The 22,690-nt window shown below is 74.3% G+C and carries 23 protein-coding genes; 16 read left to right on the top strand and 7 right to left on the bottom strand.

Annotated elements, in window-relative coordinates; all coding sequences use genetic code 11:
• Window positions 1-39 precede the first annotated feature (39 nt).
• From ABZ836_RS06550 to ABZ836_RS06540, 3 genes are all read left to right on the top strand, one after another.
• Window positions 40-792 (top strand): SDR family NAD(P)-dependent oxidoreductase, encoded by a 753-nt coding sequence (locus tag ABZ836_RS06550; protein WP_356127896.1) that lies wholly within the window; start codon window positions 40-42, stop codon window positions 790-792.
• Window positions 789-1,862: a low specificity L-threonine aldolase gene (locus tag ABZ836_RS06545; protein WP_356127893.1), complete on the top strand. Its 1,074-nt coding sequence runs from the start codon at window positions 789-791 to the stop codon at window positions 1,860-1,862. The genes ABZ836_RS06550 and ABZ836_RS06545 overlap by 4 nt, the downstream gene beginning before the upstream one ends.
• Before the next feature lie 76 nt (window positions 1,863-1,938).
• Window positions 1,939-2,529: a transglutaminase family protein gene (locus tag ABZ836_RS06540; protein ID WP_356127890.1), complete on the top strand. Its 591-nt coding sequence runs from the start codon at window positions 1,939-1,941 to the stop codon at window positions 2,527-2,529.
• A 46-nt stretch (window positions 2,530-2,575) separates the two neighbouring features.
• Here the strand turns inward: ABZ836_RS06540 and ABZ836_RS06535 are convergent, their stop codons facing one another.
• A complete protein-coding gene (locus ABZ836_RS06535; protein WP_361139945.1) occupies window positions 2,576-3,301 on the bottom strand; it encodes a lysophospholipid acyltransferase family protein in 726 nt (241 codons plus the stop codon).
• A 274-nt stretch (window positions 3,302-3,575) separates the two neighbouring features.
• On the opposite strand from ABZ836_RS06535, the gene ABZ836_RS06530 reads away from it, so the two are divergent.
• The 5 genes from ABZ836_RS06530 to ABZ836_RS06510 all read left to right on the top strand — a co-directional run bounded on the left by ABZ836_RS06530 (window position 3,576) and on the right by ABZ836_RS06510 (window position 8,111).
• Complete coding sequence (locus ABZ836_RS06530) at window positions 3,576-3,980, top strand: thioredoxin family protein (RefSeq protein ID WP_361139943.1); 405 nt, start codon at window positions 3,576-3,578, stop codon at window positions 3,978-3,980.
• A gap of 14 nt (window positions 3,981-3,994) precedes the next feature.
• Entirely contained in the window at window positions 3,995-4,624 is a 630-nt protein-coding gene (locus tag ABZ836_RS06525) for a flavin reductase family protein (RefSeq protein ID WP_361139940.1), read from the top strand.
• A 194-nt stretch (window positions 4,625-4,818) separates the two neighbouring features.
• Complete coding sequence (locus tag ABZ836_RS06520; RefSeq protein WP_356127879.1) at window positions 4,819-5,604, top strand: electron transfer flavoprotein subunit beta/FixA family protein; 786 nt, start codon at window positions 4,819-4,821, stop codon at window positions 5,602-5,604.
• A 54-nt stretch (window positions 5,605-5,658) separates the two neighbouring features.
• Window positions 5,659-6,621, top strand: coding sequence for an electron transfer flavoprotein subunit alpha/FixB family protein (locus ABZ836_RS06515; protein ID WP_356127876.1), 963 nt, complete (start codon window positions 5,659-5,661; stop codon window positions 6,619-6,621).
• Between the two features lie 215 nt (window positions 6,622-6,836).
• A complete protein-coding gene (locus ABZ836_RS06510; RefSeq protein WP_361139936.1) occupies window positions 6,837-8,111 on the top strand; it encodes an aldolase/citrate lyase family protein in 1,275 nt (424 codons plus the stop codon).
• An 11-nt stretch (window positions 8,112-8,122) separates the two neighbouring features.
• Here ABZ836_RS06510 and ABZ836_RS06505 read toward each other — a convergent pair whose 3' ends face one another.
• Window positions 8,123-9,133 carry a LacI family DNA-binding transcriptional regulator gene (locus ABZ836_RS06505; RefSeq protein ID WP_361140287.1) on the bottom strand — a complete coding sequence of 337 codons (1,011 nt, stop codon included), beginning with the start codon at window positions 9,131-9,133 and terminating at the stop codon, window positions 8,123-8,125.
• Between the two features lie 156 nt (window positions 9,134-9,289).
• Here ABZ836_RS06505 and ABZ836_RS06500 point away from each other — a divergent pair, with 156 nt between their 5' ends.
• From ABZ836_RS06500 to ABZ836_RS06490, 3 genes are all read left to right on the top strand, one after another.
• Window positions 9,290-10,249, top strand: a complete 960-nt coding sequence (locus ABZ836_RS06500) for an ROK family protein (protein ID WP_361139933.1) — start codon at window positions 9,290-9,292, stop codon at window positions 10,247-10,249.
• 142 nt (window positions 10,250-10,391) lie between these two features.
• Window positions 10,392-10,688, top strand: a complete 297-nt coding sequence (locus ABZ836_RS06495; protein ID WP_361140308.1) for a hypothetical protein — start codon at window positions 10,392-10,394, stop codon at window positions 10,686-10,688.
• A gap of 234 nt (window positions 10,689-10,922) precedes the next feature.
• Entirely contained in the window at window positions 10,923-11,963 is a 1,041-nt protein-coding gene (locus ABZ836_RS06490; protein ID WP_356127868.1) for an NUDIX domain-containing protein, read from the top strand.
• Between the two features lie 174 nt (window positions 11,964-12,137).
• Here the strand turns inward: ABZ836_RS06490 and ABZ836_RS06485 are convergent, their stop codons facing one another.
• Window positions 12,138-13,493 carry a dipeptidase gene (locus tag ABZ836_RS06485; protein ID WP_356127865.1) on the bottom strand — a complete coding sequence of 452 codons (1,356 nt, stop codon included), beginning with the start codon at window positions 13,491-13,493 and terminating at the stop codon, window positions 12,138-12,140.
• A gap of 379 nt (window positions 13,494-13,872) precedes the next feature.
• Here ABZ836_RS06485 and ABZ836_RS06480 point away from each other — a divergent pair, with 379 nt between their 5' ends.
• A complete protein-coding gene (locus ABZ836_RS06480) occupies window positions 13,873-15,024 on the top strand; it encodes a geranylgeranyl reductase family protein (RefSeq protein WP_356128388.1) in 1,152 nt (383 codons plus the stop codon).
• Between the two features lie 216 nt (window positions 15,025-15,240).
• Here ABZ836_RS06480 and ABZ836_RS06475 read toward each other — a convergent pair whose 3' ends face one another.
• Window positions 15,241-15,759 carry a nitroreductase family deazaflavin-dependent oxidoreductase gene (locus ABZ836_RS06475; protein ID WP_361139929.1) on the bottom strand — a complete coding sequence of 173 codons (519 nt, stop codon included), beginning with the start codon at window positions 15,757-15,759 and terminating at the stop codon, window positions 15,241-15,243.
• A gap of 166 nt (window positions 15,760-15,925) precedes the next feature.
• On the opposite strand from ABZ836_RS06475, the gene ABZ836_RS06470 reads away from it, so the two are divergent.
• Window positions 15,926-16,648 carry a TetR/AcrR family transcriptional regulator gene (locus ABZ836_RS06470; RefSeq protein WP_361139926.1) on the top strand — a complete coding sequence of 241 codons (723 nt, stop codon included), beginning with the start codon at window positions 15,926-15,928 and terminating at the stop codon, window positions 16,646-16,648.
• A gap of 103 nt (window positions 16,649-16,751) precedes the next feature.
• Here ABZ836_RS06470 and ABZ836_RS06465 read toward each other — a convergent pair whose 3' ends face one another.
• Entirely contained in the window at window positions 16,752-17,546 is a 795-nt protein-coding gene (locus tag ABZ836_RS06465; RefSeq protein ID WP_361139923.1) for a maleylpyruvate isomerase family mycothiol-dependent enzyme, read from the bottom strand.
• Window positions 17,547-17,613: 67 nt separating this feature from the next.
• Here ABZ836_RS06465 and ABZ836_RS06460 point away from each other — a divergent pair, with 67 nt between their 5' ends.
• Window positions 17,614-18,507, top strand: coding sequence for an SIS domain-containing protein (locus ABZ836_RS06460; protein WP_361139920.1), 894 nt, complete (start codon window positions 17,614-17,616; stop codon window positions 18,505-18,507).
• A gap of 9 nt (window positions 18,508-18,516) precedes the next feature.
• On the top strand, window positions 18,517-19,410 hold the full coding sequence (locus ABZ836_RS06455; protein ID WP_361139918.1) for a class II fructose-bisphosphate aldolase: 894 nt from the start codon (window positions 18,517-18,519) through the stop codon (window positions 19,408-19,410).
• Window positions 19,411-19,458: 48 nt separating this feature from the next.
• On the opposite strand, the gene ABZ836_RS06450 is transcribed toward ABZ836_RS06455, so the two are convergent.
• The gene (locus ABZ836_RS06450) at window positions 19,459-20,649 is read right to left on the bottom strand and encodes a methyltransferase (protein ID WP_361139915.1); all 1,191 of its coding nucleotides are present in this window, start codon (window positions 20,647-20,649) and stop codon (window positions 19,459-19,461) included.
• An 80-nt stretch (window positions 20,650-20,729) separates the two neighbouring features.
• On the opposite strand from ABZ836_RS06450, the gene ABZ836_RS06445 reads away from it, so the two are divergent.
• On the top strand, window positions 20,730-21,971 hold the full coding sequence (locus tag ABZ836_RS06445) for an ROK family protein (RefSeq protein WP_361139912.1): 1,242 nt from the start codon (window positions 20,730-20,732) through the stop codon (window positions 21,969-21,971).
• Window positions 21,972-22,004: 33 nt separating this feature from the next.
• Here ABZ836_RS06445 and ABZ836_RS06440 read toward each other — a convergent pair whose 3' ends face one another.
• Complete coding sequence (locus ABZ836_RS06440; RefSeq protein WP_356127844.1) at window positions 22,005-22,601, bottom strand: ATP-binding protein; 597 nt, start codon at window positions 22,599-22,601, stop codon at window positions 22,005-22,007.
• Window positions 22,602-22,690 lie beyond the last annotated feature (89 nt).

Here is a 22,690-nt window from a genome sequence, read left to right as displayed (position 1 = left end):
GGCCGGACGATCGAGCGAGACGCCGAGGAGGCGAGAGCGATGGGGAACGGAAACGGAGCGCTCGAGGGGGCGGTCGTCGCGGTGGCCGGCGCGGGAGGCGCCGCCGGGCGGGCGACACTGCTGCGCCTGGCGGAGGCCGGCGCGACGGTCGTCGCCTCGGACAACGACCCCGAGCGCCTGGCGGAGGCCGTCGACGCGGCCCGCTACGCGCACGGCGGGGCCACGGTCACCGGCGAGCCGGTCGACCTGCTGGACCTGGACGCGGCACGCGCCTGGGCCGCCGGGACCGAGAAGGAGTTCGGCCGGATCGACGGCATGGTCCACCTGGTCGGCGGCTGGCGCGGCAGCGCCTCCTTCGCCGGAACCGACCTGGGCGACTGGGCACTGCTGGAGAAACTGCTGATCCGCACGGTGCAGCACACCTCCCTGGCCTTCCACGACGCCCTGGTGCGCAGCGACCGCGGCCGGTTCGTGCTGATCAGCGCCGCCGGCGCGACGAAGCCCACCGCGGGCAACGCCGCCTACGGCGCCGCCAAGGCCGCCGCGGAGGCGTGGACCCTCGCCCTCGCGGACGCCTTCCGCAAGGAGGGGGGCGAGGACGGTCCCGCCGCCGCGGCTGCGATCCTGGTGGTGAAGGCACTGGTGCACGACGCCATGCGCGCCGAGCGCCCGAACGCGAAGTTCGCGGGCTTCACCGACGTCAAGGACCTGGCCGAGGCCATCGCCGGAGTCTGGGACAAGCCCGCCAGTGAAGTGAACGGAAACCGTCTGTGGCTGACCGAGAAGCCGTGAACCCACCGAAGACCGACGCGCGCCGTCGTCACGACCAGTCGGTCCGCGGCTTCGCCAGCGACAACTACGCGGGGGTCCACCCCGAGGTGCTCGCCGCCCTGGCCCTGGCCAACGGCGGGCACCAGGTCGCCTACGGCGAGGACGTCTACACGGAGCACCTGCAGCAGGTGGTGCGCGGCCACTTCGGCGCCACCGCCGAGGCCTACCCCGTCTTCAACGGCACGGGCGCCAACGTGGTGGCGCTCCAGGCGGTCACCGACCGCTGGGGCGCGGTGATCTGCGCGGAGAGCGCCCACATCAACACCGACGAGGGCGGCGCCCCGGAACAGGTGGCCGGCATCAAGCTGCTCACCGTGCCGACCCCCGACGGCAAGCTCACCCCCGAGCTGATCGACCGCCAGGCGTTCGGATTCGACGACGAGCACCGGGCGATGCCGCAGGTCGTGTCGATCACCCAGTCGACCGAGCTCGGCACCGTCTACACCCCGGACGAGATCCGCGCGATCTGCGACCACGCCCACGCGCACGGCATGACGGTCCACCTCGACGGCTCCCGCCTCGCCAACGCGGCGGCCTCCCTGGACGTGCCGATGCGGGCCTTCACCAACGCCGCCGGCGTCGACCTGCTCTCGCTCGGCGGCACCAAGAACGGCGCCATGTACGGCGAGGCCGTGGTGGTGGTCGACAAGGGGCGGGTGCGCCGGATGAAGCACCTGCGCAAGACCTCCATGCAGCTGGCCTCCAAGATGCGCTTCGTCTCCGTGCAGCTCGAGGCGCTGCTCGCCAAGGACCTGTGGCTGCGCAACGCCCGCCGGGCCAACGAGATGGCCCAGCGGCTCGCCGAGGGCGCCCGTTCCGTGGACGGCGTCGAGATCCTGTACCCGGTGCAGTCCAACGCCGTCTTCGCCCGGCTGCCGCACGCGGTGACCGAGCGGCTGCAGAAGCGCTTCCGGTTCTACTTCTGGGACGAGGCGGCCGGTGACGTGCGCTGGATGTGCGCGTACGACACCACGGAGGACGACGTCGACGCGTTCGTCGCCGCGCTCAAGGAGGAGATGGCGGCCCGCTGAGGCTGTAACTGCATAGGTATGCGATCGTCTGCAAATTCATTGACCGCAGGCGGTCGTATTCCTATGATCACGTGGCATGGAGACCATCCAGCTGAGCCCTGATCTGTCCGCGTATCTGGCCGCGTCCGAGGTGATCGACCACGAGCATCCGGTGGTGCGCGAGACCGCCGACCGCATCGCGTCGGCGGCCGAAGACTCGTATGACTATGCGCGGGGGGCCTTCGACTTCGTCCGGGACGAGATCCCTCACTCCCACGACGCGGACGACCCGCGCGTCACCTGGCGCGCGTCCGACGTGATCCGGTCGCGCACCGGCATCTGCTACGCCAAGGCCCACGCCCTGGCCGCCCTGCTGCGGGCCGAGGACATCCCCGCCGCGCTCTGCTACCAGCGCCTGCGCGACGACCGCGGCGGCTTCGTGGTGCACGGCCTGGTCGCCGTCCGCTTCCACGGTGCCTGGCACCGCCAGGACCCCCGGGGCAACAAGCCGGGGGTCGACGCGCGGTTCTCGCTGGCGGGGGAGCGGCTGGCGTTCCCGGTGGACGTCACGCGGGGCGAGCGGGACCACCCCGAACTCCACGCCGAGCCGCACCCCGCGGTGCTCGCGGCGCTGCGCGGTGCGCGCGACCGGGCCGAGCTGTGGCGGACGCTGCCCGCGGACCTGTGACACGGGCAGCGGCGGCGGCGCGGGGGTGCCCGCGGGGGAGCGCCGGTCAGCGCTCCTCGCGGCGGGCGACCTCCTCGGGCGTGGGCGCGGTGCCGCCGAGGTGGGCCGGCAGCCACCAGGAGTCCTCGGGCCCGGCAGGGCTGTCCGGATAGTCGCGCCGGGCGTCGTCCAGCAGCTCCTGCACGTGGCTCTTCAGCCGCCCGGTCAGCTCCTCGGTCGACGCGTCGGCGGTGTCGATCGGCTTGCCGACCCGGATGGTCACCGGCGTGTGGCTCCGGCTGAAGTCGCGCTTGCGTCCCTTGGTCCACAGCCGCTGGGTGCCCCACAGCGCCATCGGGATCAGCGGCACGCCGGACTCCTGGGCCAGGCGCGCGGCGCCCGACTTGAACTCCTTCAGGCAGAACGACTGGGAGATCGTGGCCTCGGGGAAGATGCCGACCACCTCGCCCGAGCGCAGCGAGTCGAGCGCGTGCGCGTAGGCCGCCTCGCCCTTGCGGCGGTCCACCGGAATGTGCCGCATGCCGCGCATCAGGGGGCCGGACACCTTGTGACGGAAGACCGAGTCCTTGGCCATGAACCGCACCAGCCGCTTGCTCGGACGGGCGGCGTACCCGTCGAAGATGAAGTCGAGGTAGCTGATGTGGTTGCTGGCCAGTACCGCGCCGCCCGACCGGGGTATGTTCTCCGCGCCCCGGAGGTCGATCTTCAGGTCCCACGCCTTGAACAGTGACAGGGCGAGGCCGATGACGGGACGGTAGACGAGCTCTGCCATGGGTGGGACGAGCCCCCTTCTCTGTGTGACTGCCAGGGAAAGGGTTACCACTCCTGGCCGAAGCAACCTACGCGGCCGTAACTTACGGACGCGTAGAGATCGTGCCCCAAGAACGGGTAAACGACCAGACGAAGTGCCCGACGCCGAGGAGATCCTCGTCACGTCGCCCTAAAGTGCCCCTGACCGGGGAATCTTCACCCCCCGCCCACCGCTGGCAGTGACGGACAGGTGATGATGGGGGACGCCGCGACGGCGGCGGAGCGGAGGAGTGCGGGTGAGCGGGCGCCACGACGGGCCACGGAACGACACCGACGTGCCCGGCGCCGACGGGCTCGGCGCCGACGTGCTCGGCGCCGATGTGCCGGGCGCCGGCGTGCTGGGCGGCCGGGCCGGGGCGCGGGCGACGCTGCTGCAGTTCTCCACCGCCTTCTGCGCGCCCTGCCGCGCGACGCGGCGGGTGCTCGCCGAGGTGGCCGCGATGGTGCCCGGCGTGACCCACGTGGAGGTCGACGCGGAGGCGCACCTCGCGCTGGTCCGCGCGCTGGAGGTCGAGTCCACTCCGACCACGCTGGTGCTCGACGCGGAGCGCCGCGTGGTGCGCCGGGCCGCCGGAGTGCCCCGCAAGGCCGATGTGATCGCCGCTCTCGGAGAGGCGATATCCCTCGGAGAGGCGACATGAGGAAGGACGGCCCGGTGACGGTCGAATCCATGGCGGCCCGGTCCACGACGGCGCGGCCGGTGAACGGCGGGAGTGCGGGCGCGGTGCCCGCGGGCGCCGGCCCCGCGGCCGGGCCCCGGCCCGCCGTGTCCCGCGTGCCCGCCGGAGACGGCCAGGCGCCCTCCGAGCTGCTGCGTTCCGTCTTCCGGCGGCACGCCGCCGGCGTGGCGGTGATCACCGCCGGTCACCAGGGCCGCCCGTACGGCTTCACGGCCACCTCCCTCACCTCGGTCTCCGCGGAACCCGCCCTGGTCTCGTTCGGCATCAGCGAGCACTCCTCCTGCTGGCCCGCCGTCGCCCGGGCGGAGTACGTCGGCGTCCACATACTCGGCGAGCACCAGGCGGACCTCGCGGCGACCTTCGCCCGCAGCGGCGCCGACCGGTTCGCCCCGCCGACCGCCTGGCGCGAGGGCCCCGGCGGGGTGCCGCTGCTCGACGACGTCGTCGCCTGGCTGGTCTGCCGCCCCGTCGCGCGCGTGCCCGCGGGGGACCACCGGCTGGTGGTGGCCGAGGTGACGGCCGGGGACCCCGCCGGCGACGGCCGGCCACTGCTGTACCACCAGGGCCGGTACAGCGGTCTCCGTGACGCGGACCCGCGGGGCTGACCGACCGGTCGTTACGGAGCGTTACGCAGGTCACACTGCAAAGCGCTTGCTTAGGCCGGTGTGACCGGGTGTACTACTGGCGAGTAATTTATTCGTCGGGGGACAGACACTCCCCGGACGGAAGTGGCGGCTTCGGACGCATATGCTGCGTGGCAGGAAGCAGCCCGACATGACGATGCAGTAGGAGAGCCGGCGTGAGCTTGAGGATCGTTGTCACTGTGAAGTACGTGCCCGACGCCACCGGCGACCGGCACTTCGCCGACGACCTGACCGTCGACCGCGACGACGTCGACGGTCTGCTGTCGGAGCTCGACGAGTACGCCGTCGAGCAGGCGCTGCAGATCGCCGAGAACGCCGACGACGCCGAGGTCACCGTGCTCACGGTCGGCCCCGAGGACGCCAAGGACGCCCTGCGCAAGGCGCTGTCCATGGGCGCCGACAAGGCCATCCACGTCGAGGACGACGACCTGCACGGCACCGACGCCATCGGCACCTCCCTGGTGCTCGCCAAGGCGATCGAGAAGGCCGGCTACGACGTGGTCATCTCCGGCATGGCCTCCACCGACGGCACGATGGGCATCGTGCCCGCGCTGGTCGCCGAGCGCCTGGGCGTCCCGCAGGTCACCCTGCTCTCCGAGATCGCGGTCGAGGACGGCAAGGTCACCGGCCGCCGCGACGGCGACGCCGCCTCCGAGCAGCTCGAGGCCTCCCTCCCGGCCGTCGTCTCCGTCACCGACCAGTCGGGCGAGGCGCGCTACCCGTCCTTCAAGGGCATCATGGCCGCCAAGAAGAAGCCGGTCGAGTCCTGGGACCTCTCCGACCTCGACATCGAGGCCGAGGAGGTCGGCCTGGAGGGCGCGTTCACCAAGGTCGAGTCCGCCACCGAGCGTCCGGCCCGCACCGCCGGCACGATCGTCAAGGACGAGGGCGAGGGCGGCAAGCAGCTCGCCGAGTTCCTCGCGGGCCAGAAGTTCATCTGATCCCGCCCCAGCTGACCGCCCCTCAGACTTCGCAATCCGCAGGAGAGCATTCCCATGGCTGAAGTTCTCGTCTACGTCGACCACGTCGACGGTGCCGTCCGCAAGCCCACCCTCGAGGTCCTGACCCTCGCCCGCCGCATCGGCGAGCCGGTCGCCGTCGCCCTGGGCGCCGGCGCCGCGGCCACCGCCGCCACCCTCGCCGAGCACGGCGCGGTGAAGGTCCTCACCAACGAGTCCGCCGAGCTCGCCGACTACCTGGTCGTCCCGAAGGTCGACGCCCTGCAGGCCGCCTACGACGCCGTGTCCCCGGCCGCGGTGCTGCTGCCGACCTCCGCCGACACCAAGGAGATCGCGGCCCGCCTGGCGCTGCGCATCGGCTCCGGCATCATCACCGACGCCATCGACGTCGAGGCCGGCTCCGACGGCCCGGTCGCCACCCAGTCGGTGTTCGCCGCCTCCTTCACCACCAAGTCCGTGGTGTCCAAGGGCACCCCGGTCATCACCGTCAAGCCGAACTCGGCCCCGGTCGAGGCCGCCCCGGCCGCCGGCGCGGTCGAGGAGCTCTCGGTGACCTTCTCCGCCCTCGCCACCGGCACCAAGATCGTCTCCCGCACCCCGCGCGAGTCGACCGGGCGCCCCGAGCTGACCGAGGCCGCCATCGTGGTCTCCGGCGGCCGCGGCGTGAACGGCGCGGAGAACTTCGCGATCATCGAGGCGCTGGCCGACGAGCTCGGCGCCGCGGTGGGCGCGTCCCGTGCCGCCGTCGACGCCGGCTGGTACCCGCACACCAACCAGGTCGGCCAGACCGGCAAGTCGGTGTCGCCGCAGCTGTACATCGCCAACGGCATCTCCGGCGCCATCCAGCACCGCGCCGGCATGCAGACCTCGAAGACCATCGTGGCCGTCAACAAGGACGCCGAGGCCCCGATCTTCGAGCTCGCCGACTACGGCGTCGTGGGCGACCTGTTCCAGGTCGTCCCGCAGCTCACCGAGGAGATCAAGGCCCGCAAGGCCTGATCACCGCACAGGGCACCCGAGGGGCCCGCGGCCGGAACACCGGCCGCGGGCCCCTCGTGCCGTACCCCGGCCCGGTGCGCCCGGGACCCTGTTGACCGGCCCCGGACGGGCGGTTAGCCTCCCGGCGGGTTCAACGATCTGTTGAAACGACCGGTCGCGGCGATCCGCCGGGACCGGATGCCGAAGGCCCGCGAGGGCCGGAAGGGGCGCCCCGCATGAGCCCGGACGTGCCGACCTCTCTGCCGGGCGCGGTCCACGACCGGCTCGACGCGCTGCTCGCCCCCGTCGACGCCGACCTGGCGCGCCGCTACCCCGGCGACCCCGGCACCCGGCAGCCCGTCCACACCGTGTACGTGCCCGCCGACGAGTTCACCGCCCGGACACCGCGCGACTGGGGCGACCGCGCGCTCGCCGCCCTCGACCGGCACGCCCCCGACGCCGGCGCCTTCGCCACCGTGCTCGGCCTGCCCGCCGACCTCGCCGAGCCGGTGTACACCCGGGTCCGCGCCAAGCTCGAACGCGAACCCGTCGAGGACCTCCGCATCGACTTCGAGGACGGCTACGGCCCGCGCCCCGACGCCGAGGAGGACGCGCACGCCGCCCGCGCCGCACACCTGCTCGCCCGGGCCCGGCGCGAGGGCGCCGCACCCCCGTTCGCCGGCATCCGGATGAAGTGCCTGGAGGCCCCCGTCCGCCGCCGCGGCATCCGCACCCTGGACGTCTTCCTCACCACCCTGCTGGAACACGGCCCGCTGCCGGACGGCCTGCTGCTGACCCTGCCCAAGGTCACCTCCGCCGACCAGGTGACCGCCATGGTCCGGCTGCTGGAGGAGTGCGAGAAGGCCCTCGGCCTCGAGCCCGGGCGGCTCGGCTTCGAGATCCAGGTGGAGACCAGCCAGGCCGTCCTCGGCCCCGACGGCGCCGCCACCGTCGCCCGCATGATCCACGCCGCCGAGGGACGCGCCACCGGCCTGCACTACGGCACCTTCGACTACAGCGCGGCCCTCGGCGTCTCCGCCGCCCACCAGGCGAGCGACCACCCGGTGGCCGACCACGCCAAGGCCGTGATGCAGGTGGCCGCCGCCGGCACCGGCGTACGGGTCAGCGACGGCTCCACCAACGTGCTGCCGGTCGGCGGCACCGAGCAGGTGCACGAGGCCTGGCGGCTCCACCACCGGCTCACCCGCCGGGCCCTGGCCCGCGCCTACCACCAGGGCTGGGACATGCACCCCGGCCACCTCCCCACCCGCTACGCCGCCGTGTTCGCCTTCCACCTCGAAGGGTTCGACCGCGCCGCGGAACGCCTCGCCCGCTACGCCGCCCGCACGTCCGGCGACGTCCTCGACGAACCCGCCACCGCCCGCGCCCTGGCCGGCTTCCTGCTCCGCGGCCTCGACTGCGGGGCCTTCGACGCCGACGCGGTGACGCAACGGACCGGACTCACCCGGCCCCGGATCGAGGCCTACGCCCGGCCCGGGGCGGCACGATAGCCGCCGTGGGCTCAGCCGGCCGGCGGCAGTTCCCCGGACCCGCGCACCACCAGACGGGTCGTCAGCTCCACCACGGTGGGGACCAGCCCCGGCTGGTCCAGCCGTGCGAACAGCCGGCGCGCCGCCACCCGGCCGATACCCGCGGGATCCTGCGCCACCACGGTGACCGCCGGCCGCAGCAGGTCGGCCAGTTCGAAGTCGTCGAAGCCCACCAGGGCCACCGGCGCCGCCGGGGCCCCCGGGGCGCGCCCCTCCCGCTCGGCGAGCACCCGGACCACCGTGACCGTCACCCGGTTGTTCCCGGTCAGCAGGGCCGTCACCGGCTCGGAACCGCCCAGCATCCGCTCGGCCTCCCGCCGCACCCGCTCCGGGGCGGTGCTCCCCACGGACACCCAGCCGGGCCGCACCGGCAGCCCGGCCTGCGCCATCGCCGAACGGTAGCCGCGCAGCCGCTCCGCGGCCGTGTGGATGCCCGTGACGTCCCCGATGTAGCCGATCCGCCGGTGCCCGTGGGCGATCAGGTGGGCCACCCCGGACCGCGCGCCGCCGTGGTTGTCGCTGAGCACCGTGTCGGCCTCGACTCCGCGGGCCGGCCGGTCCACGAACACCGTCGCGATCCCGGCGCGCATCTCCGGCTCCAGGTACGCGTGGTCGGTCCCCGCCGGGACCACCAGCAGGCCGTCCACCCGGCGGGCGCACAGCGCCAGCGCCAACTCCCGCTCACGCAGCGGGTCCTGGGCGCTGGAACCGTTGATCAGCAACGTGTCGTGGGCCCGCGCCACCTCCTCCACCGCGCGGGACAGCGGCCCGTAGAAGGGGTCGGCCAGGTCCTCGAGGATCAGCCCCACGGTGGCGGTGCGGCCCTTGCGCAGCACCCGGGCACTGTCGTTGCGGCGGAACCCCAGGGCCTCTATCGCGTCCTGCACCCGCCTGCGGGTCTCCGACGTCACGCCGGGCTCCCCGTTCACCACCCGCGACACCGTCTTCAGCCCCACCCCCGCGCGGCTCGCCACGTCCTTCATCGTGGGACGGCTGCCGTAGCGGGTGGCCGGACGGCCGTCGGTCAGGGTCACGATGCGCTGAGTCCTGTCCTGAGGGGCGGATGGGGCGGCGTGCGGCGACGAGCATAGAGTCTGGACATCGTTGTCAGGCAGGGACATCGCAGGAAAGCAGGGGACATGACGTCGACGCCGACCGCCCTCCCGCCCGCCGGCCCCGTGGCCGCCCTCGACATCGGGGGAACCAAGATCGCCGGCGCGGTGGTGGACACCGACGGACGCGTCCTGCTGCGCGCGCGGCGGCCCACCCCCGCGACGCCGGACGGCGAGACCGTGATGGCCGCCGTGGCCGCGGTGCTCGGCGAACTCCGGGCGTCCCCGCTCTGGCCGTCGGTGCGGGCGGTGGGCATCGGCAGCGCGGGCCCGGTGGACCGCGCCGCCGGCACCGTCTCACCCGTCAACATCCCCGCCTGGCGCGGCTGTCCGCTGCGTGACCGGGTGCGGGAACTGACCGGCGGGCTGCCCGTGGAACTGATCGGCGACGGAGCCGCCGTCGCGGCCGCCGAGCACTGGGTGGGCGCGGCGCGGGACGCCTCCGACGCCCTGTGCATGGTGGTCTCCACCGGCGTGGGAGGCGGCCTGGTGCTCGGCGGGCGGGTCCGGCCGGGTCCCACCGGCAACGCCGGCCACATCGGGCACATCAGCGTCGACCTCGACGGCGATCCCTGCCCCTGCGGCGCGCGCGGCTGCGTCGAGGGCCTGGCGCGCGGGCCGGTCATCGCCCGGCGGGCGTTCGAGAACGGCTGGCGCCCGGGGCCCGGCGAGGACGTGTCGGCCGTCGCCGTGGCCGCCGCGGCACGGGCCGGACACCCGGCGGCGGTGGCCTCCTTCGCCCGCGCCGGACGCGCCCTGGCCGCCGCGATCGCCGCGGTGGGGGCCCTGGTGGAGATAGAGGTCGCGGTCGTCGGCGGGGGAGTGGCCGAGGCCGGCGAGGTCCTGTTCGCCCCGCTGCGCGCGGCCCTCCCGGAGTACGCGACGCTGTCGTTCACCAGGAACCTCAGGGTCCTGCCGGCCTCGACCGGTGCCGACGCCGGCCTGATAGGCGCCGCGGCGGCGGGGCTGGGACGGCTGCAGGGGTGACTCGGGGCGGTACGCGTCCGGGATTGTCGGTCGGTGTCGCTTTCGGGGACGCGGGGCGTTGGGTCGTGACCGATGTCGACCGAGTCCGTGTCCCGCGGGCGTGTCGCGGTGACCCAGGCGCCCGCTGCGCTGTTGTAGCGGCATGAAGAAGCGCAGCATGCTCGCCATCGCCTCCTTCGCCGCCGGGTGCGTCCTCGCGGCGGTCACCCCCTCCCACGCGGAGGGGGAGGAGCTGGAACGCCCCGTCGAGGACGTGCACACCACCGTGGAGGAGCTCACCGGCGACGACAGCATCGCCCGCCACGAGATCTTCGGACCGTCCGCCGACACCACCGTCCACGAGGGAGAGGCGTACCTCGAGGGCCTGGAGGACCTGCGCGCCCTGGACACCCTCGAGGCACTCCCGGCCCCCGACGCCGGCGTGTGGCCCGCCCTCTGACGCCCGCCCTCCGACGCCCGCCCTCCGACGCCCGTCCCCGCCGTCCCGGACGCTCCGCCCCCGGGCCGCTCCCCGCCCGCGCGGCGGAGCCCGTCACCCGGCTCTCCCGCCGCCACCGTGCTCCCCCGTGCACCCCCTTTTGCCCCCTCAACTGCAGCTGGTTTCCGGTGCAGTGTGGGGCGGGCACGTGACAGTCGTCCGGAGAGGACGAAGATCCGGAGAAGAGGGGGAACAGTGATCGTCTGGATCAACGGCGCGTTCGGCGCGGGCAAGTCCAGCACCGCTAGGGAACTGCTGGACCTGATGCCCGACAGCGCGCTCTTCGATCCCGAGGTGGTCGGGGGTGCGCTGACCCGCATGCTCCCGCCCAAGCACCTTGCCGGGGTCGACGATTTCCAGGATCTGCCGATCTGGCGGCGGCTGGTGGTGGACACCGCGGCCGCGATGCTGTCGGAGCTCGGAGGCACCCTGATCGTTCCCATGACCCTGCTGCGCCAGGAGTACCGCGACGAGATCTTCGGCGGTCTGGCGGCGCGCAGGATCCCGGTCCGGCACGTGCTGCTCACCCCGGCCGAAACGATTCTCCGGCAGCGGATCGCTGCGGCCGACGACCCGGCGGGCCCGCCCGACACCGAGCGTCGCGTCCGCCAGTGGCGGGACGACCACGTCGAGCCGTACCGGGCCGCCCTCGGCTCCTGGCTGGCCGCCGACGCGCACCCCGTGGACAACGGCCCGCTCACCCCCCGGCAGACCGCCGAGCGGATAGCCCGGGCGGTGGGCAACGGGGATGCCGCCGCCTGCGACATCGTGCAGACCCCCGAGCCGAAGGCCGAGACGGTGGCCTCCGGCGTGCTGCTCTTCGACCAGCAGGACCGGTTCCTGCTGGTCGACCCCACCTACAAGCCCGGCTGGGAGTTCCCCGGCGGCGTGGTCGAGCGGGGCGAGGCGCCCGCGCAGGCGGGGGTGCGCGAGGTGGCCGAGGAGACCGGGCTGCGGCTGGCCGGCGAACCCCGGCTGCTGGTGGTGGACTGGGAGTCCCCCCAGCCCCCCGGCTACGGAGGGCTGCGGTTCCTCTTCGACGGCGGACGGCTCGACGGCGAGGACGCCGGCCGGGTGCTGCTGCCGGGCCCGGAACTGCGCGGCTGGCGGTTCGTCACCGAGACGGAGGCCGCCGACATGCTGCCGCCGGTGCGGTTCCGGCGCCTCCACTGGGCGCTGCGGGCCCGGGAGAGGGGCTCGGCGATGTACCTGGAGGCGGGAGAGCCGGTGGGCTGACCCCGGGCTCGGCCGCTCCTCGTTCCGTGCGCGGGGCGAGGAGCGGCCGAGGTGGGACTGCGGTGGGGCCGACGTCCGGCTGCCGGTGGTGGCCGCGGTAGGGCTGCCGTGAGATTCGGCGGGTCTTTCGGCGGGGCTTCGGCGGGCCTTTCGGCGGGGCTTCGGCGGGCGTCGTCAGCCGGCCGCGTACTCCCGCAGGAAGAGGGCCTCGGCGACCGACAGCCGCTCCAGCTCCTCGGGCGAGACGCTCTCGTTCGGCGCGTGGATCTGCGCCTCGGGCTCGCTGAGGCCGATCAGCAGGATCTCCGCCTCCGGGTAGAGCGTGCCGAGGGTGTTGCAGAGCGGGATCGAGCCGCCCTGCCCGGCGAACTGCATCTCCTGGCCGGGGTACGCCTCGGCCATCGCCCGCGCCATCGCCGTGTACGCCGGGCTGCCGGCGTCCGCGCGGAACGGCTGCCCCTGGCCGATCCGGTCGACGGCCACCCGGGCGCCCCACGGCGTGCGGCTCTCCAGGTGCGCCTGCAGCAGCTCGGCGGCCTTCTCGGCGTCCACGCCCGGCGGCACCCGAAGGCTCACCAGCGCCCGGGCGCTCGCCTGCACCGACGGCGTGGCACCCACCACCGGCGGGCAGTCGATGCCGAGGACGGTGACCGCCGGCCGCGACCAGATCCGGTCGGCGACCGTGCCGGAACCGATCAGCTCCACACCGTCCAGCACCTTGGCGTCGGCGCGGAACTGCTCCTCGTCGTACTGCAGGCCGTCCCAGACCGCCTCGCCGGACAGGCCGTCCACCGTCGTGGAGCCGTCCTCGGCGCGCAGCGAGTCCAGGACGCGGATCAGCGCCGCCAGCGCGTCCGGCGCGGCGCCGCCGAACTGGCCCGAGTGCAGGTTGCCCTGCAGGGTGTCCACCTGGATCCGCACCAGCGTCATGCCGCGCAGCGTGGTCGTCACGGTGGGCAGACCCACCCGGAAGTTGCCCGAGTCGCCGATCACCACGGCGTCGGCGGCCAGCAGTTCGGGGTGCTGCTCGGCGTACCGCTCCAGACCGCCGGTGCCCTGTTCCTCGGAACCCTCCGCGATCACCTTCACGGTGACCGGCACCCCGCCGTTCGCCTTCAGCGCGCGCAGCGCCAGCAGGTGCATGATCACGCCGCCCTTGCAGTCGGCAGCGCCGCGCCCGTACCAGCGTCCGTCACGTTCCGTCAGCTCGAACGGGGGCGTCACCCAGGCCGCCTCGTCCAGCGGGGGCTGGACGTCGTAGTGCGCGTAGAGGAGGACGGTCCGGGAACCCTCGGGCCCGGGCAGGCAGCCGTACACGGACTGCGTGCCGTCCGGGGTGTCGAGCAGCGCGACGTCCTCGAAGCCCTCGGCGCGCAGGGCGTCGGCCACCCAGTTCGCGGCGCCCTCGCTCTCGCTGCGCGGGAACTGCTCGAAGTCGGCGACCGACCTGAAGGCGACCAGCTCGGCGAGTTCCTCCTTCGCCCTCGGCATCAGCGAGGCGACGGTCGCGGCGACCGGGTTCGACGACATGGGCGGGGCTCCTCGTAAGGTCTCGGGACTGACGTCTTCCCTGTCCGTCCGGATCCGGACGGACAGGCCCCGTGCCGCGGTCCTCGCAGGGCGCGGCCCGCTCGCGGGGATGCGGACGGGGCGTCTGGTTCCGCGGTCCGCAGCGTCGATACTCCCACAGTGGCCTGCGGCGATCGCCGCCGTAGTATGCCGGGGACGGTTCGGCAGGCATCATCGTGACGGTGATCGGGAGCGGTGGACGATTGTGAGCGGCGAGAACGGCGAGAGCGGCAAGCAGGAGGAGAACGGCGAGCTGGGCGCCGGCGCGGCCGGGACGCCCGCGGGGCCGGAGGACCCGGCGGGGGCGTCCGGTGACCAGGGGCGCGTCTGGGACGTCGTCGTGGTGGGCGCGGGCCCGGCGGGAGCCTCCGCCGCCTACGCCGCGGCGGTCGCCGGACGGAGCGTGCTCCTGCTGGAGAAGGCCGAACTGCCCCGGTACAAGACCTGCGGAGGCGGCATCATCGGCCCGTCCCGTGACGCCATGCCGCCCGGCTTCGAAGTGCCGTTCCAGGACCGGGTGCAGGCCGTCACCTTCTCCCACAACGGCCGCTTCACCCGCACCCGCCGGTCGCGCCGCATGCTCTTCGGGCTCGTCAACCGCGCCGAGTTCGACAACCGCCTGGTCGAGAGCGCGCAGAAGGCGGGAGCCGAACTGCGCACCGGCGTCACGGTCTCCCGCCTGGAGCAGCACGGCCCGACCGTGCCCGACCGCCGGACGGTGGCCGTGGTGCTCCAGGGCGGTGAGACGCTGCTGGCCCGCGCGGTGGTCGGCGCGGACGGCAGCGCCGGACGGACGGGCGCCCACGTCGGCGTCAAGGTCGGCCAGGTGGATCTCGGCCTGGAGGCCGAGATCCCGGTGCCCGAGACCGTCGCCGAGGACTGGCGGGGACGCGTCCTGATCGACTGGGGCCCCCTGCCCGGAAGTTACGGCTGGGTGTTCCCCAAGGGCGACACCCTCACGGTCGGCGTGATCTGCGCCCGCGGCGAAGGCGCCGCGACCAAGCGCTACCTGGAGGAGTTCATCGGCCGCCTCGGCCTGGCCGGCTTCGAACCGTCCGTCTCCTCCGGCCACCTCACCCGCTGCCGCACCGACGACTCCCCGCTCTCCCGCGGCCGGGTACTCGTCTGCGGCGACGCCGCCGGACTGCTGGAACCGTGGACCCGCGAGGGCATCTCCTACGCGCTGCGCTCCGGACGGCTGGCCGGCGAATGGGCGGTACGGATCGCCGAGGCCCACGACGCCGTGGACGTGCGGCGCGAATCCCTCAACTACGCCTTCGCGGTCAAGGCCGGGCTGGGCGTGGAGATGAGCGTCGGACGGAAGCTGCTGGCCGTCTTCGAGCGCAGGCCCGGACTGTTCCACGCCGCGCTCACCGGGTTCCGGCCCGCCTGGCGGGCGTTCGCCGACATCACCCGGGGGGCGACCACGCTCACGGAGATCGTCCGCTCCCACCCCCTGGCGCAGCGGGTGCTGGTGGCGCTGGAACGGTGAGGGGCGGCCGGGCGGTGGTGCGGCGGTGCGGCTGTGCGGCCGCGTGGCCGTGCGGTGGTGCGGCGGTGCGGCTGTGCGGCCGCGTGGCCGTGCGGTGGTGCGGCCGTGCGGTGGTGAGCTGCTGCCGGCCGGCGTTGCCGGGTGCCCACGGCGCCCAGGGCCGCCCACGGCGCACACGGTGCCCGGGGATCCGCGGGTCGGGGGACTTCGTGGGCCTCAGGAGGTGACCGTGATGCGGAAGACGGGGTGGTCGGGGGCGGCGGCGAGCAGTTCCTCGTCGGTGGAATCGGCGGTGACCCCCCGGAAGTACCGGTTGACCTCCCAGCCCCACTTGTCGAGGTAACCGCGCAGGACCGCGAGCTTCCGGTCGTCGGGCAGCTCGGTGGCGGTGAACCGGCGGACCTTCCGGCCGACCCGCAGCTCCCCACCGCCGGCCGCGCGCATGTTGCGCACCCACTGGGAGTGGCCGCGGGCCGACACCAGGTACTGCTCGCCGTCGAGCAGGTACGGGTTGACCGGGATGCGCTGCATGGCACCGCTCCTCCGGCCCCGCACCGAGAGTTCGGCGCTGCCCATCAGGCTGACGCCGTGCCGGGCGAGCCGGCCGACGACGGAGTTGAGGCGCGCGGCGAAGGGGCCCGCCTTCAGGTAGTAGGGCGTATGAGTGGGCGAAGGCGAGGGCGAGTGCGAGGGCGAGTGCGTGGTCCTGGGCGTCCGCTGGTCGGCGTTCTGCATGGCGTGCCCCTTCGATAAAAGAGAGCGGTGCTCTCGCTTGAGGACAGTGTGCGCGTGATCGGTGTGCCGATGCAAGAGCGGCGCTCACGTTTTTGTGCAGCGCTCTTGTTTGAGTGCACCGCTCGCAACCGTGTGCGCCGCTCTCGTTCTGTGCCACACTCGGATCATGAGCGCAACCGAAGGCGTACGGGCGCGGGCCCGCCGAGAGATCACCGCCGCCATCAAGGACGAGGCGCGACGGCAGCTGGCCGACGAGGGGGCGGCCGAGCTCTCCCTCAGGGCGGTCGCCCGGGAGTTGGGAATGGCCTCCTCGGCCGTCTACCGCTACTTCCCGAGCCGTGACGACCTCCTCACCGCCCTGATCGTCGACGCCTACGACTCGCTCGGCGCCGCCGCGGAGGCGGCGGAGGCGAAGGCGGCCGCGGTCCCGGACGCGTCACCGCTCGTCCGGTGGACCGCCGTCTGTGAGGCGGTGCGCGGGTGGGCCCTCGCCCACCCGCACGAATACGCACTGATCTACGGCACCCCGGTCCCCGGTTACCGCGCGCCGCAGACCACCGTGCCGGCCGCCTCGCGGGTCGGGCTGCTGCTCATCGGCATCGCCCGCGACGCCCACCGCGGACCCGCCGGGCTGTCCCGCACGCCGCTTCCGGAAGGGCTGCGCCCCGAGGCCGTACGGATGACCGCCGACCTTGCGCCCGACCTGCCGCCGGAGACCGTGGTGGCACTGGTGGCGGCCTGGGCGGAGCTGTTCGGCCTGATCGGCTTCGAGCTGTTCGGCCAGTTCCACCGGGTGGTCGAGGACCGCGCCGCCTTCTTCCGCCACGCCGCCGCCCGGCTCGCCCACGAGGTGGGCATCGCCTTCCCCGGAGCCATCCCGGACGCCTGACCCGCCCAGTCACCCAGCCGTCCAGCCGTCCAGCCGCCCAGTCGCCCGGGTCGCGCGCAGGGGAGCCGGTGCCGGGCGGACCGCCGGCACCGCCCGGCCTCCGTCAGCCGATCGGGGAGGTCTCCCGCCACAGCGCCGCCGTCTCCTCGTCACCGCTGACCGAGGGGAACGGAACGCGGTTCCACAGGGCGGCGTACACCTGTGCCGCCGGTCCGGACACCTCGCAGACGAGCGCGGCGTTCGCGGCCCCGCCGCCGACACCGTCACTGCCACCACCGCCGTCACCCTCGCCGTCGCCCCCTCCCCGCACCGTCACGGGCGGTTCCTCGGAGATCCGCACCGTCCACACCGCGTCCGCCACGTCGGTGGCCCGGACCCGCAGCACCCGGGGCCGGGACGAGCGCACCTTGCTCGTGCGGCGGCCGTGGAAGCCGGACAGCAGCTCCTCGATCCCGTCGACCGCGAACACCGGTTCCGTCGCGGTCGGTTCACCGCCGCGCGCGAGCTCGGCGTCGATCCGGTGCGTCGCCGTCTCGTGGGCCTGGCGGCGTGCCCAGAACACCGCGGGCGACGGGGCCGGCAGGAAGTGCCAGCAGTCCACCTCCAGCGGATCGGCAGAGGCCAGCGTGGCCGTCAACTCCCGGTGCCCGTCGGCGAACCAGGCGAGCAGGTCGGTGCCGTCCAGGTCCGGCGGACCGTCCGGCCGCCGGGGCGAGGTGATCCCCCGTGCCACGAACGCGGCGGCCCAGCGGTGCACCGCTCCGGTGTGCCCCACCAGATCGCGCACCCGCCAGCCCGGGCACGTCGGCACCGGGGCGTCCGTCCCGGCCTCCGTCGCGGCCTTCAGCATCAACTCGCCCTCGCGGCGCAGCGCTTCGACATACTCGGTCATCTCCATGCCCCGATTCTGAGCCAAGCGGCTGTATGGTGCACCCGAACGTGCCTCGCCGTGGAGGGATGCGGAAGTGACCTACGTCGAAGACGAGTTGACCAGCCAGCCCGAGTGCTGGCAGCGGGCGGCGGACGAGGCGCCGGAACACCGGGCGGCCCTTCCGGCACCGGGGGAGAGGGTCGCGATCGTGGGCTGCGGCACCTCGTGGTTCATGGCGCAGGCCGCCGCCGCGCTGCGGGAAGGGGCCGGCCAGGGGGAGACCGACGCCTTCGCCGCCTCCGAGTTCCCGCACGGCCGCCGCTACGACCGGGTCCTCGCCCTCACCCGGTCCGGCACCACCACCGAGGTCCTCGACCTGCTGACCCGCCTGCGCGCCGAGGGAGTCCCCACGGCGGCGATCACCGCGGACCCGGACACCCCCGTCATGGAGGCCGCCGACCGCGTCGTCGTCCTCGCCTATGCCGACGAACGCTCCGTGGTCCAGACGCGGTTCGCCACCACGGCGCTCACCCTGCTCCGCGCCCACCTCGGGCCGCACCCGCGGGCCGCCGTCGCCGACGCACGCACCGCGCTCGCCGCCCCCCTGCCCGAAGGGCTCGTGGAGTGCGGGCAGTTCACCTTCCTCGGCCGGGGCTGGACGGTCGGGCTGGCCAACGAGGCGGCGCTGAAGATGCGCGAGGCGTCCCTCTCCTGGACCGAGGCCTACCCGGCCATGGAGTACCGGCACGGCCCGATCAGCGTCTCCACCCGCTCCACGGCCACCTGGATGCTGGGCGAGGCCCCGGAGGGACTGGCCGACCAGGTGCGTGCCACCGGCGCCCTCTGGATCGACGGCGGACTGGACCCGCTCGCCGAACTGGTCCGCGCCCAGCGGCTGGCCGTGGCCGTGGCCGCCGCGCGGGGACTCGACCCGGACAGTCCCCGTCACCTCACCCGCTCGGTGATCCTGGCCGACACCACCGTCTGAAGGAGAGCCGTGCCCCTCGTTCCCTCCGGCGACCTGGTCACGGAGGCCGCCGCCGCGCGCCGGGCCGTCGCCGCCTTCAACGTCATCACCCTGGAACACGTCGAGGCGGTGATCGAGGGCGCCGAGCGGGCCGCCGCACCGGTGATCCTGCAGGTCAGCGAGAACGCGGTGGCCTTCCACGGCGGTCGCCTGCTGCCGCTGGCCCGGGCCGCCGCCGCGTCGGCCGAAGGGGCGGGCGTGCCGGTGGGGCTGCACCTGGACCACGTCACCCGCGTGGACCTGCTGCGCTCCGCGGCGGAGGCCGGCTTCAGCTCCGTGATGTACGACGCCTCCCGGCTTCCGCACGCCGAGAACCTCGCCGCCACGCGTGCGGCCGCGCGCTGGGCGCACTCCCAGGGGCTGTGGGTCGAGGCGGAGTTGGGGCAGGTGGGCGGCAAGGACGGGATGCCCGCGCTGGACGCCCACGCGCCCGGCGCCCGCACCGACCCCCAGGACGCCCGGGCCTTCGTCGCCGAGTGCGCGGTCGACGCCCTGGCCGTGGCGATCGGCAGCGTGCACGCCATGACCGCCCGCACCGCCGCGCTCGACCACGCCCTGCTGGCCCGTCTCGCCGAGGCGGTCGACGTCCCCCTGGTCCTGCACGGCTCCTCCGGCGTCCCCGACGCGGAACTGGCGGCCGCGGTCGCCGGGGGCATCGGGAAGGTCAACGTCGGCACCGCCCTCAACGTGGCCCTGACCGGCGCGGTGCGCGCCCACCTGGCCGGGCACCCCGAGCAGGTCGACCCCCGCCGCTACCTCGCCCCGGCGCGGGAGGCGATGGCCGACACGGTGGTGCGCTACCTGGAGGTCATCCGGGGGGCCGACGCCACCGAGGAGGCCACCGCCGCGGTCACCGGCGGCTGACGGGAGCCGTACGGCACACGGTCGGCACTCGGCCGGCCGGCGGGGGCCTCAGCCGCGCCGAACCGCCCGCAGCACCACGAACTTCGGGTCGGACGCCACCAGTTCGGCGTTGCCGAAGATCCGCCGCAGCTTCACGTGGTACCCCAGGTGCCGGTTGCCCACGATCCACAGCTCGCCCCCGGGCCGAAGCACCCGCCGGGCGTCCTTGAACATGCGCCGGGCGACCGCGTCGGTGGTGGCCTGGTGGGAGTGGAACGGCGGATTGCTGAGCACCAGGTCGGCGCTCCCCGACGGCACGCCGTCCAGCCCGTCGCCGACACGGAACACGGTCCGCCCATCGCGCCCATCGCGCCCGTCGAGCCCGTTGGCCCGGCAGGTCTCCTCCGCGGAGGCGACCGCCTGGAACGACTCGTCGGTGAACAGCACCTCGGCGTCCGGGTCGGCCAGCGCCACCGCCGTGCCCACCACGCCGTTGCCGCAGCCCAGGTCGACGACCCGGCCGAGCCCGGGGCCGGTCGGCAGGTGCTGGAGGAAGAAGCGGGTGCCGACGTCGAGACGGTCCGCGCAGAAGACCCCCGCGTGGTTGACCACCGGGCGGCCCGCCACCAGCGCGGCGTCGCCGGGCAGGTCGTACCGCAGCGGCCACGGGTTGGTGCCCCGCCCGGCCGGTGCGGCGGGCGTCGAGAGGATCAGCCGGGCCTTCCGTTCCGCCAGCGAGGTCCGGGTGGGGCCGACGATCCGCTCGAACAGGGCCAGCGTGGAGGTGTGGATCTCCTTCACCATGCCGGTACCGATCACCACCGAGTCCTCGTGCAGCGCCGGCGCCAGCCGGTGCAACTGGTCCTCGAGCAGGGCCAGGCTCTTGGGCACCCGGACCAGCAGCACGTCGATCCGTTCCGGCGGCGCGTCCCGCGTGGTCAGCAGGGTCGCCGCGTCCGGGGCCAGGCCGTTGGCGGCCAGGTTGGCGCGGGTGGCCTCCCGGGTCAGGAACGACTCGGTGATCTGGACGACCGGGCCGTCGGCGCCGGTCCCGGCGGCCCGCGCCGCGAGCGCCGTGGTCAGCGCGCCCCAGCGGTCCCCGACCACGACCACCGCGCCGGCCGGGGGAGGCGTGAGGGCCGCGAGGTGCCGAAGGAGGTAGTCGTCGGAGGAGTCCCAGGCCCGCAGCCGGTCGCGCGGATCCCGGGGGAAGCGGGAGAGGGCGAGCTCGGCCCAGGGGGTGGTGAAACGGTCGTTCATCGTGGGTCCCAGGCTAGCCGAGCCACCGGGGCCCGCCGTCCGGCCCGTCCACGGACCCGGATCATGAAAGACTCCTCGGCATGAACGGCAACGCGGCCCCCCGAGCGGAGGGGGAGGCAACGACCCGGACCCGGCTGGACCGCGGGCGCGGCGCGCTCGGACCGGCCCTGCAACTCGTGCACACCGGACGCGCGCCCACCCGCGCCGTGCTCACCTCCGAGCTCGGCGTGACACGCGCCACCGCGGGAGCCGTCGCCGCGGAGCTGGAGGCGCTCGGACTGATCGAGGTCGACGCCCACCCGGTCGCCGCCGCGGGCTCGCAGGGCCGTCCCTCCCACCGGCTGATGATCGCCGAGCGCGGCCCGGTCGTGCTCGCCGCCCAGGTGCACGTCGACGGGTACCGCACCGCCCTGGTCGGGCTCGGCGGCCGGATCGTCGCCACCGCGAACAGCGCGGTGGTCGTGGAGGAGGACCCCGCGCAGCTGCTCTCGGTCGCCGTCCGGGCGGGCGCGGGGCTGCTGCGCGAGACGGGCCTGCGGTGCGTGGGGGCCGGGCTGGCCGTGCCGTTCGCGGTCACCGAACCGGACGGCGTCGCCCTCAACCCGCTCCTGCTGCCCTGGCCGGCCGGGGCGCCGGTGCTGGACGTCTTCGCCGAGTGCCTGCGCGAGGCCGGGATCGAGGGTCCCGCCTTCGTCGGCAACGACGTCAACCTCACGGCCCTGGCCGAGCACCGGCACGCCGCGGGCCGCGGCGCCGACCACCTTTTGTGCGTCGCCACCGGCCACCGCGGCGTCGGCGGCGCCCTGGTGCTGTCCGGCCGCCTGCACACCGGCAGCGCCGGCCTCGCCCTGGAGGTCGGGCACCTGACCGTCGACCCGGACGGCCGTCCCTGCCACTGCGGCAGCAGGGGCTGCCTCGACGCGGAGACGGACCCGCTGGCGTTCCTCGCCGCGCTCGGACGCGACCCCGGCCCCGACGGCTCGCTGCTGCGGCAGGCCGAGGACCTGATCCGGGACGGATACGCCCACGACCCCGCGGTCCGCGCGGCGGTGCGGGCGCTGATCGACCGGCTCGGTCTCGGACTCGCCGGCCTGGTCAACATCCTCAACCCGGACCGGATCATCCTCGGCGGCCTGCACCGGGCGCTCCTGGAGGCCGACCCGGAGCGCCTCCACGAGGTGGTGGCCCGGCGCAGCCTCTGGGGACAGAGCGGAGCCGTCCCGCTGGACGGCTGCACGCTGCCCTTCAACAGCCTGGTGGGGGCCGGCGAACTGGCCTGGCAGCCGGTGTTCGACGACCCCCTGGGAGTGCTGGCGGGCTGACCCCCGGACGGCGCCGGGTGGGTCACCGCCCGGTCAGCCGGGAACGGCCGACCGGGCGGGAGCGGGGGAGGTGACGGCGGCCTCCAGCAGGGCGGGCTCCGGCAGGGGCCGGGGCCGCGCGTCGGGATGCGGCTCGGTGTGCGGCACGGGCTCGGACCCGGACGGTCCGACGTCGGCCAGGGCCGGGGTCGGCTCCGGTTCCCGCCGGCCGTCGTGGACCTCGTCCGCGGTGGGCAGGGTGAACCAGACGACCTTGCCGGTCCCGCCGTCCGGACGCGCCCCCCAGCTCTCGCTGAGCGCGGCGATCATCGCCAGGCCGCGGCCGCAGGTGGCGAGCGAGTCCGCCAGGCGATCGGCGTCGCCCAGCACCGGAAGGCGGGGATCGTGGTCGTGCACCGACACGGTGAGCCGGTCGAGCAGCAGCTCGAGCCGCACGGTGCACGTCTTGTCCACCCCGGCGTGCCGGTGGACGTTGGTCAGCAGTTCGGTGACACCGAGCGAGGCCCGCTCGATGAGGGAGTCCAGATGCCAGTAGCGCAATTGTGCCGAGACGATTCTGCGGACCTGACCGATCCGCGACGGCAGGGCTTGGAGCTCCACCGCGCAGTGCCTGCTCGGGTGACTGATCACGGCTGCAACTCCCCGACGTAGAGGTCCGGAAGAAGGCGACCACCGGCTGTCGTCGTAGTCGCCGGTAAACCCAGAGTGACGTGAGAACA

This window comes from Streptomyces sp. NPDC047130, from assembly GCF_040643475.1.
In the GTDB taxonomy this organism is placed as follows: Bacteria; Actinomycetota; Actinomycetes; order Streptomycetales; family Streptomycetaceae; genus Streptomyces.
Note: the sequence above shows the minus strand (reverse complement) of the source record. Positions and strands in the feature narration are given on the sequence as shown.

What these genes read in the sequence shown, in the direction of transcription:
- ABZ836_RS06550 (WP_356127896.1), top strand. Translation starts at nt 40, where the DNA reads ATGGGGAACGGAAACGGAGCGCTCGAGGGGGCGGTCGTCGCGGTGGCC.
- ABZ836_RS06540 (WP_356127890.1), top strand. Translation starts at nt 1,939, where the DNA reads ATGGAGACCATCCAGCTGAGCCCTGATCTGTCCGCGTATCTGGCCGCG.
- ABZ836_RS06535 (WP_361139945.1), bottom strand. Translation starts at nt 3,301, where the DNA reads ATGGCAGAGCTCGTCTACCGTCCCGTCATCGGCCTCGCCCTGTCACTG.
- ABZ836_RS06515 (WP_356127876.1), top strand. Translation starts at nt 5,659, where the DNA reads ATGGCTGAAGTTCTCGTCTACGTCGACCACGTCGACGGTGCCGTCCGC.
- ABZ836_RS06510 (WP_361139936.1), top strand. Translation starts at nt 6,837, where the DNA reads ATGAGCCCGGACGTGCCGACCTCTCTGCCGGGCGCGGTCCACGACCGG.
- ABZ836_RS06505 (WP_361140287.1), bottom strand. Translation starts at nt 9,133, where the DNA reads ATGAAGGACGTGGCGAGCCGCGCGGGGGTGGGGCTGAAGACGGTGTCG.
- ABZ836_RS06500 (WP_361139933.1), top strand. Translation starts at nt 9,290, where the DNA reads ATGACGTCGACGCCGACCGCCCTCCCGCCCGCCGGCCCCGTGGCCGCC.
- ABZ836_RS06495 (WP_361140308.1), top strand. Translation starts at nt 10,392, where the DNA reads ATGAAGAAGCGCAGCATGCTCGCCATCGCCTCCTTCGCCGCCGGGTGC.
- ABZ836_RS06485 (WP_356127865.1), bottom strand. Translation starts at nt 13,493, where the DNA reads ATGTCGTCGAACCCGGTCGCCGCGACCGTCGCCTCGCTGATGCCGAGG.
- ABZ836_RS06475 (WP_361139929.1), bottom strand. Translation starts at nt 15,759, where the DNA reads ATGCAGAACGCCGACCAGCGGACGCCCAGGACCACGCACTCGCCCTCG.
- ABZ836_RS06470 (WP_361139926.1), top strand. Translation starts at nt 15,926, where the DNA reads ATGAGCGCAACCGAAGGCGTACGGGCGCGGGCCCGCCGAGAGATCACC.
- ABZ836_RS06465 (WP_361139923.1), bottom strand. Translation starts at nt 17,546, where the DNA reads ATGGAGATGACCGAGTATGTCGAAGCGCTGCGCCGCGAGGGCGAGTTG.
- ABZ836_RS06450 (WP_361139915.1), bottom strand. Translation starts at nt 20,649, where the DNA reads ATGAACGACCGTTTCACCACCCCCTGGGCCGAGCTCGCCCTCTCCCGC.
- ABZ836_RS06445 (WP_361139912.1), top strand. Translation starts at nt 20,730, where the DNA reads ATGAACGGCAACGCGGCCCCCCGAGCGGAGGGGGAGGCAACGACCCGG.